13 protein-coding genes are annotated in these 15,171 nt (G+C 46.7%); 12 read left to right on the top strand and 1 reads right to left on the bottom strand.

Translation table 11 applies throughout. The features are described from left to right. The first annotated feature begins 50 nt into the window (after positions 1-50). The 8 genes from BXO87_RS10430 to BXO87_RS10395 all read left to right on the top strand — a co-directional run bounded on the left by BXO87_RS10430 (position 51) and on the right by BXO87_RS10395 (position 9,537). Positions 51-1,247: a S1C family serine protease gene (locus BXO87_RS10430; RefSeq protein ID WP_076851325.1), complete on the top strand. Its 1,197-nt coding sequence runs from the start codon at positions 51-53 to the stop codon at positions 1,245-1,247. Between the two features lie 508 nt (positions 1,248-1,755). Further along, positions 1,756-1,968: a winged helix-turn-helix domain-containing protein gene (locus BXO87_RS10425; RefSeq protein WP_071392521.1), complete on the top strand. Its 213-nt coding sequence runs from the start codon at positions 1,756-1,758 to the stop codon at positions 1,966-1,968. Beyond that, on the top strand, positions 1,965-3,383 hold the full coding sequence (locus BXO87_RS10420) for a sensor histidine kinase (protein ID WP_076851324.1): 1,419 nt from the start codon (positions 1,965-1,967) through the stop codon (positions 3,381-3,383). Before BXO87_RS10425 ends, BXO87_RS10420 begins: the two co-directional genes overlap by 4 nt. Positions 3,384-3,615: 232 nt before the next feature. Next, on the top strand, positions 3,616-4,623 hold the full coding sequence (locus tag BXO87_RS10415; protein WP_038460529.1) for a ThiF family adenylyltransferase: 1,008 nt from the start codon (positions 3,616-3,618) through the stop codon (positions 4,621-4,623). Beyond that, positions 4,620-5,942: a periplasmic substrate-binding domain-containing protein gene (locus BXO87_RS10410; protein WP_038460527.1), complete on the top strand. Its 1,323-nt coding sequence runs from the start codon at positions 4,620-4,622 to the stop codon at positions 5,940-5,942. The genes BXO87_RS10415 and BXO87_RS10410 overlap by 4 nt, the downstream gene beginning before the upstream one ends. Positions 5,943-5,960: 18 nt before the next feature. Next, a complete protein-coding gene (locus BXO87_RS10405; protein WP_012118887.1) occupies positions 5,961-7,151 on the top strand; it encodes an MFS transporter in 1,191 nt (396 codons plus the stop codon). 27 nt (positions 7,152-7,178) lie between these two features. Then, positions 7,179-8,804 (top strand): ABC-F family ATP-binding cassette domain-containing protein, encoded by a 1,626-nt coding sequence (locus BXO87_RS10400; protein WP_007614956.1) that lies wholly within the window; start codon positions 7,179-7,181, stop codon positions 8,802-8,804. Between the two features lie 13 nt (positions 8,805-8,817). Continuing rightward, positions 8,818-9,537, top strand: coding sequence for a cupin-like domain-containing protein (locus BXO87_RS10395; protein ID WP_007407887.1), 720 nt, complete (start codon positions 8,818-8,820; stop codon positions 9,535-9,537). A gap of 41 nt (positions 9,538-9,578) precedes the next feature. Here the strand turns inward: BXO87_RS10395 and BXO87_RS10390 are convergent, their stop codons facing one another. Further along, positions 9,579-10,994, bottom strand: a complete 1,416-nt coding sequence (locus BXO87_RS10390) for a sigma-54 interaction domain-containing protein (protein ID WP_007614954.1) — start codon at positions 10,992-10,994, stop codon at positions 9,579-9,581. Positions 10,995-11,168: 174 nt separating this feature from the next. On the opposite strand from BXO87_RS10390, the gene BXO87_RS10385 reads away from it, so the two are divergent. From BXO87_RS10385 to BXO87_RS10370, 4 genes are all read left to right on the top strand, one after another. Then, positions 11,169-11,456: an autorepressor SdpR family transcription factor gene (locus BXO87_RS10385; RefSeq protein WP_032875437.1), complete on the top strand. Its 288-nt coding sequence runs from the start codon at positions 11,169-11,171 to the stop codon at positions 11,454-11,456. Continuing rightward, on the top strand, positions 11,453-12,088 hold the full coding sequence (locus tag BXO87_RS10380; protein ID WP_038460524.1) for an SdpI family protein: 636 nt from the start codon (positions 11,453-11,455) through the stop codon (positions 12,086-12,088). The genes BXO87_RS10385 and BXO87_RS10380 overlap by 4 nt, the downstream gene beginning before the upstream one ends. A gap of 229 nt (positions 12,089-12,317) precedes the next feature. Next, complete coding sequence (locus BXO87_RS10375; RefSeq protein WP_025650081.1) at positions 12,318-13,523, top strand: ornithine--oxo-acid transaminase; 1,206 nt, start codon at positions 12,318-12,320, stop codon at positions 13,521-13,523. Between the two features lie 223 nt (positions 13,524-13,746). Next, positions 13,747-15,147 (top strand): amino acid permease, encoded by a 1,401-nt coding sequence (locus tag BXO87_RS10370; RefSeq protein ID WP_029325776.1) that lies wholly within the window; start codon positions 13,747-13,749, stop codon positions 15,145-15,147. The last annotated feature ends 24 nt before the right edge of the window (positions 15,148-15,171 follow it).

Below are 15,171 nucleotides of genomic sequence, written 5' to 3'. Positions count from 1 at the left end.
TGACCCACACTATAAGCAAATCGAGTACTCTTGAAAGGATTTGAGATAGGGTGGATTATAATCGCGATGATGAACAGTACGCCTCCGAACAGCCCCGCCGAAGCAAGAGAGGATACTTTCTATCAAGTCTGATCGGCGTCATCGTCGGGGCCGCGCTCATGGCTATCCTGCTGCCGTACTGGACAGGCGGAGACCATGGAGACAGCAGCAAAAGCACCAGCCAGCGTCTCGGCAGCGAACAGGTGAAAACAGTCAACGTAAATGTCAATGACGCTGTCACGAATATGGTCAGCCGTGTATCGGATTCGGTAGTCGGCGTTCTCAATATCCAAAAGACCGATATTTGGGGAGAGGGCGGCGAAGCGGGAAGCGGGTCGGGCGTCATTTATAAAAAGAACGGAAACACTTCTTATATCGTAACCAATCATCATGTCATTGAAGGTGCGACTGAGATTGAGATCAGCCTGAAGGATGGCTCGCGCGTGCCTGCTGAGCTGATCGGGAGCGACCGTCTGATGGATCTCGCGGTACTGAAGGTGAAGTCTGATAAAATCAAATCGGCCGCCCAGTTCGGCAATTCTGATCAAGTCAAAGTCGGAGAACCGGTCATTGCGATCGGAAATCCGCTCGGACTTGAATTTGCGGGTTCAGTGACACAGGGGATCATTTCAGGCACGGAAAGAGCGGTGCCCGTTGACTCAAACGGCGACGGACATCCGGATTGGAATGCGGAAGTGCTGCAGACCGACGCCGCGATTAATCCCGGCAACAGCGGCGGCGCTTTGATGAATATATCGGGCAAGGTGGTCGGCATCAACTCAATGAAGATCGCTGAATCCGCCGTTGAAGGAATCGGCCTGTCCATTCCGTCAAAGCTTGTCATTCCCGTTATTCAGGATTTAGAAAAATACGGAGAAGTCCGACGGCCTTTCCTCGGTATTGAGATGAAATCCTTAACGGATATTGCGAGCTACCATTGGAGCCAGACGCTGAAACTCCCGAAAGGCGTTAAAACCGGGGCGGTCATTATGGGTGTCGACGCGTTTTCACCGGCCGGAAAAGCGGGTTTGAAAAAGCTCGACGTGATTACCGGGTTCGACGGACATAAGGTCAATGACGTTGTGGATCTCCGTGAGCGCCTGTATCGCAAAAAGATCGGCGACCGTGTGAACATCACATTCTACCGTTCGGGAAAGAAAAAAACAGCGGAAGTCAAACTGACAGAAGCGGATCGATTACAGAAATAAAAAAGCAGCCCGGACATCCGGGCTGTTTTTTATTGATTTATTTGTTAATATTATACTATTGTGAAGCGGGGAGGTGAAACATATGAAAACGGCTGATGTGATCATCGTATTGAATGAAATCGAGGGTGAATGTGAAGGAAGAATTATTTTAGAATGCAGAATTTAAGAAAACGAAACACGTCATATCAAACGTCCTTTTCGGGGGCGCTTTTTTTATGCCTTTTTTCAGAAGCCATAAAAAAGAACTGAACGCGGGTCTCAACACGTTCAGTTGAAAATGGGTATGTTTAGAAAAAGGCAGACATGACCTTAGAACTTTGTGATTGAAACAGACTGGTGCTGAATTGAAGCGGCAGCTTATTGATTATGATTTGCAGATGGCTCCGTTTTCAGCGTTTACTTTCACCAATTCAGCTTAGCTTCCGTTTTGTTTCTGATAAAAGCGAATAATAGAAGGGGAAGCGAAAAAAATAAACACAGGCTGATACATCTAAGGAGAGACTGCATCATGAATAAGTTGAAAGGCATCAAGCTGCTGAGTGCAGACGGCGAGACTGCACTCATTGATTCTTTAACGATGGGGCTTCATCACGGAACGGTCCTCGGGGAAGACAATATCGTCGAGGTGTACATCCGTTCTTTGCGCGAAAAGCTGAAGGACAAAGAACACAAGGTGATTCGCACGGTTCGGGGCGCCGGGTACAGGGTGGATCTGGCATGAAACGGCTTTACAGAACCCTGCGGTTCCAGCTCCTGTTCAGGTCACTGGCGATGTTGACCTTGCTGTTATGTTTCATCGGCGGCACACAGTACATGTTGATGAAACGGACGATGTATGAAAATCAGGCGATCAGCATTCAGAGTGATATCAATTCAATGGATCAAAGCGTATGGAGGTCAATCAAAACCCTTGCCCGTTCCGAAACACCCGCTCATCCGAAGGTGATTTACCCCGGGGTGACGGTTGCTTTTATCAATCAATCATACAAGATGTCAGTTTTATCAGAAGACCCGCACGCGGGGGCCGCTCCTTCTTTTCCGAAAAACGTGTATCGGGATGCGCTGACAAATACAATGGCGCTTCACTACCAGGTGGCTCACAATAAGGCGGGTGAGGAAATCATCGTCGTGTTTCAGGCGATTTCCGTTGACGGAAGGCAGGCGGGAGTTGTGCAGATGAGCACGCTGACCCAGCCTCTGAATGATTCGCTTTTCCGCCAGATCAGCATTTTCGCGGTGCTTTCCTTTGCGGCTTTGGTCATCGGACTGTTTGTTTTCTTGCCGGTGATCCGGCTCACACTCAAGCCGCTGTCCCGCATTGTGCGTATGATGGGTGACATTCATGCCGGAAGTCTCGATAAACGGCTGCCGATCGATAGGAAGCAGGCCGAAATTGAGTCATTGGGCATCTCCATCAATCAGATGCTGGAACGGATTGAAACCTCTTTTCAGGCGGAAAAAGAAGCGAAGGAACGAATCCGGCAGTTTGTATCAGACGCATCACATGAGCTGAGAACGCCGCTTACCTCCATTCACGGCTTTATCGAAATTTTAATCCGCGGAGCGGCGGAGAAGCCGGAGCAGAAAGAAAAAGCGCTTCAAAGCATGTACGCGGAATCCGCCAGGGCGAATAAGCTGATAGAGGATCTGTTATTTCTCGCGAAGATTGACCGGGTGCCGAGCTTTGAAATGAAAAAAGGCGCATTGGGAGACGTCATTTTGGAAATGGAGGCTCAGCTGAAGCTGCTCGCGAGAAACCGGAAGCTCGAGTTCTTTGTCGATCAAAAGATAGAAGCCGTTTTTGACAAAGACAAAATGAAGCAGGTCATTCTCAATCTCTTTTACAATGCGGTGCAGCATACGGATGAAGACACGGGTGTCATCACCGTCTCCCTGCAGAAAGACGGAGGAATCATGCTTATGATTGCGGATAACGGAACGGGAATCGCTCCGGAGCATGTGCCTCATTTGTTTGACCGGTTTTACAGGGCGGAAACCTCCCGATCCCGTCAATCCGGCGGCGCGGGGCTGGGTCTTGCCATTACAAAAACCATTATCGACAGCCATAACGGAACAATTGAAGTGAAAAGTGAGCAGGGAAAAGGCTCCGTGTTCATCATCCGGCTGCCGGGATAAAACCGGAAAGCAGGAAGAAATATCACAATTTATATATAAATTCTAAATTTTCAAAAAATAACTTGTCCTTTTCCAATATTGGTGATAATATCTAGTTATTGGTAAAGGGGGTGTGTACTGATGAAGATTGAAGAACTTGATCTTGATACAGAAACAGCAAGCTTGGTGCATCGCTGCTAGTAAAGCCGTGACTCCCCTCATTGGGGAGTTATTATCTTTCAGGGGGTATGTCATGATGTCAACGGACTGTAAGCGCTGGAAGTTTAAAGACAGCGTGCAGGTGCTGACCTACGCGGCGCATATTATCATTCAAAATCGAAAGGCGATTAAGCTTCCGCATACGAGTGAGATCAAGGAGGCGGTTGAACGGCTGATCACCGGCTGTGAGAAACAAGAGCTTTCTGATCTTTTGGGGGAGAAAGCGGGAAACCAGTTTTTCGATGCGTTAATGAAATTGGATGCTTTAATAGAGCCATGGCAAAACGGCCGTGAAGGCCGCATCACTGAAAAGCAGCTGTACCATTTTGAGAAATACAACCAAAACCCCAATCTGATCCAAAACAGATTAGACGGCAGCAGGGCAGCGATCGTGGGTCTGGGGGGCGTCGGAACGATCATTCTTCAAAACCTTTTGGCGGCGGGCATGCAGCATTTTATTCTCATTGATTTCGATGCCGTATCAGTACATAACCTGAACAGACAATTCGTCTATAATAAATCTTCTGTAGGCAAATTAAAGATCTCAGAATGCAGAGATTATATTGCGGGTATCAATTCCCATGCGGACGCAGCACTTTACCATAAGGAAATTACACAGCCGCAGGACCTGCGTGTGTTAGATCCGTATGAAATTGATATCGTCATAAATGCCGCTGACAAACCCCATAACATTTCTGAATGGGTTTACCGGTATTGCAAGGAGCGGAGTATTGCATTTATGACCGGGGGTGTCGGCAGCTTCAGCGGCCAATGGGGGCCTCTGCTCACGCCTGAATCCTATCAATCCGGCATCACCTATGAAAAAAACATGCCGGCCGGACTTCTGAACTGTTACCCCAATGAGCCGATCAAAGGTTCCTTAGGAGCGACAAACGGTATTATATCCTCGTTTATGTCTCATGACATTATCACATACCTTGCAGGCGGAAGCCCGAAATCCCTGAATACCCGCATCGGCCTGGACTTTGACGGCCTTCATATTACAGAAACGAAGCTTTCTCAAAAGGAAAGCGCTTTATGAAGACGATGCATCGTACGGCGAGAAAACCGGGCGACCCTCTGAAAATAGAAATCGACACAAGCCCGATACGCTTGAACCCATTAGATACGCAGGATTACACAAGCAAGATGATTTGCAGCATTATGTATGAAAGTCTGCTGGACGGCTATAACTGCCGGATCATCCGCAAAGATCCACGCACCTGTCAGGTGGACATTCACCCGGACTATTTAGGTGACGCCGAGGGTGTGGTTCAAACGATCATCTATCATCTGACGAAAGAAAATCAAAGCCCCCATCTCGGCAGTTTCCTGAACATAAAACAGGCCGTTCCGTATGTAAAAGGCCTCGTCTCATCCGATCAGCTCGGGGTGAACGTAACGGGTGAAAAAAGCTTTGAAGTCACCTTGGACGAGCCGTCTGATGAAATAGAAGCCGTTTTGCAGAGCAGCTTTCTGATTCCGGGGACCGCCGGGGGCGATGTGCCGGAAAACGGCCCGTACCGATTCAAGCGAACGTTTGAGAAGGGGCTGGAATTTGAGCGGAATCCGCAATATAAAATGACGCCCGCGGATCACCGCACGGTTCAGACCATCCAATTTATTTTGAATGATGATCTGGAAAAAAGCATCGGGCTGTACGAAGCGAATCAAACGGACGTGACCTGCCACACCCAGTTTCATCATTCAAACATGAGGTATCGGCAGTATGCTGATTTTAAAGAAAATCATTTGCCGATGTTATTTACCTTCAAGGTAAAGGACGACATGCTGAGAACTTTTATTCAGCATTATTTTGATAAACAAAAGCTGGCCGGGGATTTGGGGCATATCATCACACCGACTGATTCACTGATCGGTATATGGGAAAGCGGGAGGACACCGCAGAAAGATCCGCCCCTTTTGACAAAAGAAAAGCCGATCCGAATCGTTTATGCCGATTATTATCCCAACGGAGAGATCATTGAAAGGCTGGCTGATCTGTTTCGGCGGGCCGGAGCGGACGTATCCGTCTCACGCGTCAGTCATTTCAATGATTATTATCATATGGATAAAAGCGGGTTTGATATTGAGCTCCATTTGTTCCTGCCGGCTTACATGCATGAGCTGAGCTATATCAAGTATTTCATCCGCGACATCAGCGATCCAGAGAAGAAAAAAACGATCATTGATGCCATAGGATCTGAAAAAAAGAAGGAACTTTTTGGGTTATTCGAGAATACAACTCATTATTGCCCAATTTGTTTTGGGAAAAGTCTGTATCTGCAAGATCCATGTATAGAGGGTTTTAGTGTAAAGACTGACGGGCTCCTTTCTGTTCATGATGTTAAATGCAGATAGCTGGAAAGGGGTATTCATTTGCGGAACCGAAATTTGCTTTACTTCTCCGGTTTTTTCGGAAACTTCTTTTTCGAACGGGGAATTTGGATTTTATATTTAACAAGCATGAATTATTCATTGTTTCTAGTGGGCATCCTGCAATCGGTCCTGAATTTGGCGATGTTTCTGGCGGAAGTGCCGAGCGGCGTCATCTCGGACAGAATCGGGAGAAAAAAATCGCTCTTGCTCGGCCATTTTATGGTCATTATCTATTTGGTGATGTTCCTGAGCTTCCATAACTTCATCGCCCTCTTCATCGCTCATATTATATACGGTATCGGGCTGACGTTTATATCAGGAACGGATCACGCCTTTTTGTTTGATTCACTGAAAGAACAAGGGAAAGAAAAGTGGTACGGCAAATCCATCGGAAACTATAACGGACTTGTCATACTCGGTCTTGCGATTGCCATGGGCATCGGCGGCTACTTGCAGGAAATATCATGGTCATATGTGTTTATCGCCGGGATTGTCACTCAGCTGATTGCAATGGCGGTCATTACACAGCTGACGGAAATCAAATTTGAAAACAGTGAACACGAAACGCAGACGGTCGGTGACATCTTGAAAGAAGTCAAAGATTTCTTCAGGCTGAACAAAGCCTTTAAATATCTGGTGCTGTCACTCTCCGTTTTCTTTGCGATTACATCGGTTTTTTATATGTACGGACAGGATTTGTTAAGTCAGGAAGGGCTGTCCGTGCGCAATATATCCATTATTTTTGCGGGACTGTCCATCTTGCAGGCGCTGTGCTCCATCTTTTCTTCCAAGCCGGCGGAAAAATTCACGCCGAGGCGCGTGCTTCTGCTGACATTCTGCATCATCGGGGCGGCCTATCTGTTTATACCTTCGGGCAGTCTGTACGTGACGATTGCAGCTTTTGTCGTCATTAACGCGCTCTATGATGTGATAGAACCCGTATCCAGTCAGGTGGTGAATAATGAGATTCCATCCAGAACGAGAGCCACGCTGCTGTCCATTATCAGTTTGATGACCTCGCTCTTCATGTTCATTGCCTTTCCGTTTATCGGATTCTTAACGGACTATTTTGATTCAGCTTTGCTGCTGACCGCAATCGGGGTATTATCCATCTTATTGTCGCTGTTTATGATGCTCAGCTTCTACAAACTGAAAGCGAGCGTCGCCATCCAGAATAAAGTCGAGCTTTGAACCAGAATGACAAAGGGATGATGTGAGTTGCTGAATATTCATAATCTTACGGTAAATTTAGCGGGGGATACGATTTTCAAACAAGTTTCTTTTTTCATCAATGAAGGCGAAAAAGTGCTTGTGGCCGGGCCGAACGGTTCCGGCAAAAGCACGCTGTTCAGGGTGCTTTCCGGAGAGCTTGAGGCAGATGAAGGAACGATTGCGATCAACAAAGGGGCGAAGGTCGGTTTGCTGAAGCAGATCGCTGATCCCCATGAGGATCTGACGTTGTATCAATATCTGGAAAAATCGTTTGAAGCTCTCGCGGCGATCCAGAAGGAAATGAAGGCCATTGAGCTGAAGCTTTCGGAACCGATGAGTGATGACGAGCTGACTGCTTTATTGGAAAAATACAGTCAATACACGGAAACATTTGAGCGGAACAACGGCTACCAGATGCATGCGATGATTGACGAGGTATGCAACGGGCTCAGCCTCAGCGAATTAAAGGATCAGCCGTTTTCAAAGCTGAGCGGCGGCGAAAAAACAAAAGCCGGCCTTGCCGAAATTTTAATCCGCAACGACGACGTTATATTGCTGGACGAGCCGACCAACCATTTGGACGTCCATGCGATTGAGTGGCTTGAAGGGTTTATTAAAAAATCTAATAAAACCATTCTGTTTACGACCCACGATAAAACGTTTGCCGACCAAACGGCGATGAAGGTGCTCGAGATTGATGATACTGAGGTGAAGATTTGGCCTTACGGGTTCAGCGAATACCTGAAAAAGCGGGAAGAATTCATCATCGCCCAGTTTGAGAAATATGAAGAACAGCAGAGAAAAATACAGAAGATGAAGGAATCCATCGCCCAGCTGAGAGATTGGGCCAACCGCTCAAATCCGCCGTCTGTCGGCCTGCACAGACGCGCGAATAATATGGAAAAGGCGCTGAAAAGAATCGAGCTGATCAATAAGCCGGTCCGGACGGAGCAAAAATTAAAAAACGCATTTCAGGAAGCGGGCGCCGGTTCAAAAGATATTGTGTTCATTGAAAACGGAAAGGTGACCAACGGATCTTCCCTTTTATATCAAAATGTGAACCTGCGCATAAAGCATAAAGACAGAATCGGCATCGTCGGCAGAAACGGCGTCGGCAAAACAACGCTGATCCGCTGCATCATCGGGGAAAGAGAACTGTCGGACGGCACCATTAAAGTGGGGGAAAATCTTAAGATAGGCTACATTGATCAAAAGAGCCACGTCGGAGATTCGAGTCAGACGATTCTGCAATTCTTTAAAGAAAATCTGCTGACTGAAGAGGGCATGGCCCGGAATATGCTGGCCAAGTACGGATTTTACGGGTCGTCGGTCTTTAAAAAACTTTCCGTCCTGTCGGGCGGTGAAAGAATCAGGCTGAAGCTGTCCATCTTAATGGAAAAAAAGCTGAATGTCCTGATCCTGGATGAGCCGACCAACCACTTGGATATTGAATCACAGGAAATTCTCGAAAACAGCCTGATGCAGTTTCAAGGCACCATCATCTGCGTTTCTCACGACAGAAACCTGCTGGAGAAGTTCAACAAGATTTTCTGGCTTGAGAATCAAAACGTCACCATCTTTTCAGGTCCATACAGTTACGCCAAACAAAAAAAACGGCAGATTGCCGAATAAAAGGGGAATGGATATGACCATTGACAGACTGACAATCAATGAGTTATCGTACGATCTTTTTGTAAGCGAGTATGCTGATAAAAAACCTTTTATTTTGACGGGGGCAATGGATCACTGGGAATGCAGGCCGTGGACGCTTGAATACATTGACGAACACTATGGAGACAGAATGGTCACCATCCGGAAATCAGATATCGAAGGGGTCAAAACGTTTAAACAAGTAAAGCTTTCCAACTATATCGAGTACATTGATCAGAATGATGACAAATGGTACTGTGACTGGAATTTTACGCAGCTGAACCAAAATGACTTAGACCTTGTCTATTCCGCACCCGAGTATTTTACAAAAGACACATTGAGAGCGGATGAAGAAACGGGACGGGACTGGAAATGGTTCTTTCTCGGTTCTAAGCAGACAGGTACACCGCTGCATCAGGATTTTAACAACACGCACGCGTGGAACGGCGTCATTTTCGGGGAGAAGGAATGGATCTTCTATCATCCGGACGACTCTCCGTATTTGTACGAAGGAAATATCAATGTCTTTGATGAAAAAGACATTGAGCAAAAACCGCTGGTGCAAAAGGCGTCTCCGATCCGCTTCAGACAAAAGGCGGGAGAAATCATTTACGCGCCGCGCCATTGGTGGCATCAAGTCGAGAATACGGAACACACATTGGCAGTGAGTGAGAATTTTTGGTTTACCGGAGAGCGGCTTGCCAATCAGATATAAACGAAAGGCTGAGGAGCATCTCAGCCTTTTTTTATATGGATTCATTTCATCCGGTCCAGACCGAATTTTTTCAGGCGGTATTGCAGGCTCTGTCTGCTGATTCCGAGCTCGTTTGCCGTTTTGGATATGTTATTGCCGTGTTTTCTCAGGGTTTTTTCGATCATGTATTTTTCGAAGTTTTCCATTTTGTCTTTTAAATCGGTGCCAGGCTGGGTGCTTGCGGCGGCTTTGCTTTCCGTGTCAGCGGGTTTGATTTTCATGCGGTATTGATAAGGCAGGTGGGCCGCCGTAATCGTCGTTTCATCCGTCATAAAGTTCATGGCGCCTTCAATCATATGTTCAAGCTCGCGAATGTTGCCCGGCCAGTCATATTCCAGGAAGAATCGCTGCACATCGTCACTGATCGAATCGACATGCATTTGAAACAGGTGATTGTTTTTCTGGATAAAGACTTCGGCCAGAGGCAGAATATCCTCCTTGCGCTCCCGGAGCGGGGGAATGATCAGCGTGACAACGCTTAAGCGGTAGTATAAATCTTTGCGCAGCCGCTCTTCTGAAATGGCGGTGATCGGGTCTTCATTCATCGTGGCGATGATGCGGACGTCAATCGGTTTGTCCTGAGCTGATCCGATGCGCCTGATTTTCTTTTCCTGCAGGGCGCGGAGCAGTTTTGCCTGCAGGCTGAGATTGAGCGAGTTGATCTCATCAAGGAGCAGGGTGCCTCCCTGCGCCTGCTCAAATAAGCCGGGCTGGTCGATGGCTCCGGTAAAGGCGCCTTTTTTCGTGCCGAATAAAATACTTTCGACCAGGCTATCCGGCAGGGCGGCGCAGTTTTGTGAGATGAACGGGGCGCCTGAGCGCTGGCTGCCGTTGTGAATGCTTTGGGCGAACAGTTCCTTGCCCGTTCCCGTCTCGCCGGCCAAAAGAACGGACGATGACGTACGGGTTGCCCGTTTCGCGTTTTCGATGACCTCCCGAATAACTGAGCTGTTGCCGAGAATACTGTCAAACGTGTAGCTGTTCTGTTCTTTCCTGTGCATGTTCTCCCTGATCAGCCGTTCGAGCTTGGTGACGTCCTTGGCGATTTCCACGGCGCCCTTGATCTCGCCGTTTTGCACAATCGGGAAGGTGTGGTTGATCGTCGTGATTTCCTGGCCTTTGTTATTGAAATAGCTTTGCTTCACATTTTTAATCGTTTTGCCTTCTTGAAGGGCCTGAACGAGCGTGCTGTCCTGCTGATTGGAAAACATAAATACATCAGTCAGGTTTTTATGCAGGACGTCCCGTTCATCCATATCTTCAATCTGCATCATTTTCTTATTGTAAATGACGGTGCTGCCCTTCTCGTCCACCACATGCAGCCCGACATCAATCTCTTCCAGAATGCTTTGTAACACGAGTGTGTAAAATTCGCTGGTTGTGTGCAGGTCAATTCCCCCTCTCAATCGTCTTAACATTCATTATTTTAAAATAAATCGAACGAGAAACGCAAAAAAATTTTGCGCTTGGACGATGTTTAAAAATAAATGGAAATTGAGGTAATAAAACCATTGACTTTTTTAGGGAAATGATTGATATTTAGATATATACTTAAATATCTAAATCATGTACGTATGAGAGGGGGAAAGTTTTTGAATAAAGCTTTTAAAGCACTGGCCGATCCTACAAGGAGAAAAATTTTGGATTTGTTAAAGAAACAAGACATGACAGCTGGCGAAATTGCGGAACACTTCGACATGTCAAAACCCAGTATTTCTCATCACCTTACTATATTGAAAAATACTGATTTGGTTCACGATGAGAGGAAAGGCCAATTTATTATGTATTCATTAAATACCACTGTATTACAGGATCTTATAGGCTGGTTCTTTTCTCTGACTGATTCAGAACATGATAATAAGAAAGGCGGGGAATCATGAAAAAATATCTCTTTTCGGCAGGAATCATAGTTTTAACTGTTTTCACATGGGTTTGCACATATTCATCTTTACCGGACAATTTGGCGACACACTGGGGATTAAACGGAAGTGCAAATGATTACCAAACGAAAGCTAATGCGATGATGATGCTTATTGGCATCATGATTATTCTATATATTTTAATGGTTATCATCCCTAAGATTGATCCTAAAAATAACTACAAAACATTTATCCGGCCATATATGGCTATATTTAATACAATGTTTGCGGTTCTGTTTGTCATTAATCTGATGACCATCTTGACCGGCCTGGGATATGATCTCCCTATATCTTATTTAGGAAACTTTATAGTGGGAGTCATTTTCATGGTGTTTGGAAACTTCATTCAGATCGTTAAGCCCAATTTCTTTTTAGGGATAAGAACACCTTGGACGCTGAGCAGTGAAAGAGTTTGGAAGGATACACACAGGGTTAGTTCAAAACTTTTTGTCTTAGCGGGTATGCTCATGATGCTTGCAGCTTTTTTGCCGCCGGTGTATAGAGTGTCAGTCATTTTCGTGGCTGCAATCGGCTGTATCATATTATCTTTACTATATTCTTACATTGTATATCAGAGACAATTGAATAAATAACTGTTGAGTAGGAGCAATCTAATTGGATTGCTCCTATTTTGTCAGCGGGAAACGCAAAAAAATTTTGCGCTTGGCTGAAGTTTGCACACAAACTGCCGGAAAATTTTGCGGGAAAAGAAAGAATGCTGGCGAAACATCCCGTTTTTTCGGATTGGCACGGAACTTGCTTTATAAAAAGGGAAAGCAAGATCTAATGTTGAATGATTACAAAACAAGGGGGAATCAGATTATGTCAGCTTTCACAAAATCTCAAGAAATTATCAGCCAAACTTCACATTACGGCGCGAACAACTATCATCCTCTGCCGATTGTTATTTCTGAAGCGCAGGGTGTTTGGGTAAAAGACCCTGAAGGCAATCAATATATGGATATGCTGAGTGCTTATTCTGCGGTGAACCAGGGGCACAGACATCCGAAGATCATTCAGGCGCTGAAGGATCAGGCGGATAAAATCACTCTGACGTCACGCGCGTTCCATAATGATCAGCTCGGTCCGTTTTATGAGAAAACAGCCAAGCTGACCGGAAAAGATATGATTCTGCCGATGAATACGGGGGCGGAAGCCGTTGAATCCGCTGTCAAAGCGGCGAGACGCTGGGCATATGAGGTCAAAGGAGTAGCGGATAATCAGGCGGAAATCATTGCGTGTATCGGCAACTTCCACGGCAGAACGATGCTTGCGGTATCCCTTTCTTCAGAAGATGAGTATAAACGCGGTTTCGGACCTATGCTTCCGGGTATAAAATTAATTCCATACGGAGACGCAGAAGCGCTGCGCCGGGCGATCACGCCGAACACAGCCGCTTTCTTATTCGAACCGATTCAGGGAGAAGCGGGCATCGTCATTCCGCCGGAAGGATTTTTACAAGAAGCGGCCGCCATTTGTAAGGAAGAAAATGTACTTCTGATCGCTGATGAAATTCAGACGGGACTCGGCCGCACAGGGAAAACATTCGCGGTTGACTGGGAAAATATCGTACCGGATATGTTCATCTTAGGCAAAGCGCTCGGCGGGGGCGTCTTCCCGATTTCGTGCATCGCGGCGAACCGTGACATTCTCGGCGTGTTTAACCCGGGCTCCCACGGCTCGACATTCGGCGGAAACCCGCTCGCTTGCGCGGTATCGCTCGCATCTCTTGAAGTACTTGAGGAAGAAGGGCTGGCAGAGCGTTCCCTTCAGCTTGGCCGTTATTTTAAAGAAGAGCTTGAGAAAATTGATAACCCGATCATAAAAGACGTGCGCGGACGCGGCCTGTTTATCGGCGTTGAACTGACAGAAGCGGCCCGCCCGTACTGTGAAAAGCTGAAAGGCGAAGGGCTTTTATGCAAAGAAACACATGATACCGTGATCCGTTTTGCACCGCCGTTAATGATTTCCAAGGAAGACTTGGACTGGGCGGTCCAAAAGATCACAAACGTGCTTCAAAACGCGTAAAACTTTGATGCGGCAATGCTTTCCCTCGGCTTGTATGGAATTTACAAATAAAAAATTCAGCACACTCTATTTGCGCGGCGACAGTATTTTAGTATAATGTATCTTTATGTACGAAAATGAATTTCATATAACATTCATATACAAATAGAGGCTCTTTGGACAGCAAATCGGTTTCAAAGCACCGGCTTGGTTCCAATACAAGTTGCTGAAGGGGTGCAGAATAGTGAATACAAATCAAAAAGAGAATCAGCTTCAGCGCACAATGAAATCACGCCATTTGTTTATGATTTCTTTGGGCGGAGTGATCGGCACCGGGTTTTTCCTGAGTACCGGATTTACAATTAACCAGGCGGGACCGCTGGGCGCGGTTCTGTCTTATCTGGTCGGCGGTTTTATTATGTTTTTGACAATGCTCTGCTTAGGCGAGCTTGCGGTTGCCCTTCCCGTATCAGGGTCGTTTCAGACGTACGCAACCAAATTCATCAGCCCCGCTTTCGGTTTCGCATTCGGCTGGCTGTACTGGCTCGGCTGGGCGGTGACATGCGCCATTGAGTTTTTATCTGCGGGACAATTGATGCTCCGCTGGTTTCCGCATGTTCCCGTATGGGTGTGGTGCCTCGTGTTTGTCGGACTGATGTTTCTTTTGAACGCCATTACCACAAAAGCGTTCGCTGAGTCGGAATTTTGGTTTTCCGGCATTAAAATTTTAGTCATTCTGCTGTTTATTATTTTGGGCGGCGCCGCCATGTTCGGCCTGATTGACATGAAACACGGCGAGCAGGCTCCTTTCTTCTCTCATTTTTATGAGGATGGATTGTTTCCGAACGGCATTAAGGCTATGCTTATTACGATGATTACCGTAAACTTCGCGTTCCAGGGAACGGAGCTGATCGGGGTTGCCGCGGGAGAAAGTGAAAATCCCGAGAAAACGATTCCGCGCTCTATCCGGCAGACGGTATGGAGAACGCTTGTCTTTTTCGTTCTCTCCATCATCGTCATTGCCGGGATGATTCCGTGGAAGCAGGCGGGAGTGGTCGAAAGCCCGTTTGTCGTGGTGTTTGAACAAATCGGTATTCCATATGCGGCCGATATTATGAACTTTGTTATCTTAATTGCGCTGCTCTCAGTGGCCAACTCAGGCCTGTTTGCATCGACGCGTATCCTATATGCTATGGCGAACGAAGGACAAGCCTTTAAATCGCTCGGCAAAATAAATAAACGCGGCGTGCCGATGAACGCTCTGATCGTGACGCTGGCCGTCGCCTGCCTGTCCCTGCTGTCTAAGGTGGCTGCGCCGGAAGTCGTTTATATGTTTCTCTTATCATTAGCCGGACTAAGCGCGCAGGTCGGCTGGATTACGATTTCCCTGTCGCAGCTGATGTTCAGACGGAAATACATCCGCGAAGGCGGCAAAGTGGAAGACCTGAAGTTTAAAACACCGCTGTACCCGGTGCTGCCTATTATCGGGCTGACGTTAAATACGGTTGTTCTGATCAGCCTCGCATTTGATTCAGAACAGCGGCTCGCCCTTTATTGCGGCATCCCGTTCATGGCGGTGTGCGTTATCGTTTATCATCTGTATGTAAAAAAGCGTAAGCAGTCAGAAAAACAGATAGAGCTTTAAATCTTTTCGTGTCCAAGTCATCTT

It is taken from the genome of Bacillus sp. GZB, assembly GCF_001975995.1.
Lineage (GTDB): Bacteria > Bacillota > Bacilli > Bacillales > Bacillaceae > Bacillus > Bacillus velezensis.
Note: the sequence above shows the minus strand (reverse complement) of the source record. Positions and strands in the feature narration are given on the sequence as shown.

Excerpts from the sequence above, each read along its gene's own strand:
- BXO87_RS10420 (WP_076851324.1), top strand. The coding sequence starts at position 1,965 with ATGAAACGGCTTTACAGAACCCTGCGGTTCCAGCTCCTGTTCAGGTCA.
- BXO87_RS10395 (WP_007407887.1), top strand. The coding sequence starts at position 8,818 with ATGACCATTGACAGACTGACAATCAATGAGTTATCGTACGATCTTTTT.
- BXO87_RS10425 (WP_071392521.1), top strand. The coding sequence starts at position 1,756 with ATGAATAAGTTGAAAGGCATCAAGCTGCTGAGTGCAGACGGCGAGACT.
- BXO87_RS10390 (WP_007614954.1), bottom strand. The coding sequence starts at position 10,994 with ATGTTAAGACGATTGAGAGGGGGAATTGACCTGCACACAACCAGCGAA.
- BXO87_RS10410 (WP_038460527.1), top strand. The coding sequence starts at position 4,620 with ATGAAGACGATGCATCGTACGGCGAGAAAACCGGGCGACCCTCTGAAA.
- BXO87_RS10375 (WP_025650081.1), top strand. The coding sequence starts at position 12,318 with ATGTCAGCTTTCACAAAATCTCAAGAAATTATCAGCCAAACTTCACAT.
- BXO87_RS10380 (WP_038460524.1), top strand. The coding sequence starts at position 11,453 with ATGAAAAAATATCTCTTTTCGGCAGGAATCATAGTTTTAACTGTTTTC.
- BXO87_RS10415 (WP_038460529.1), top strand. The coding sequence starts at position 3,616 with ATGATGTCAACGGACTGTAAGCGCTGGAAGTTTAAAGACAGCGTGCAG.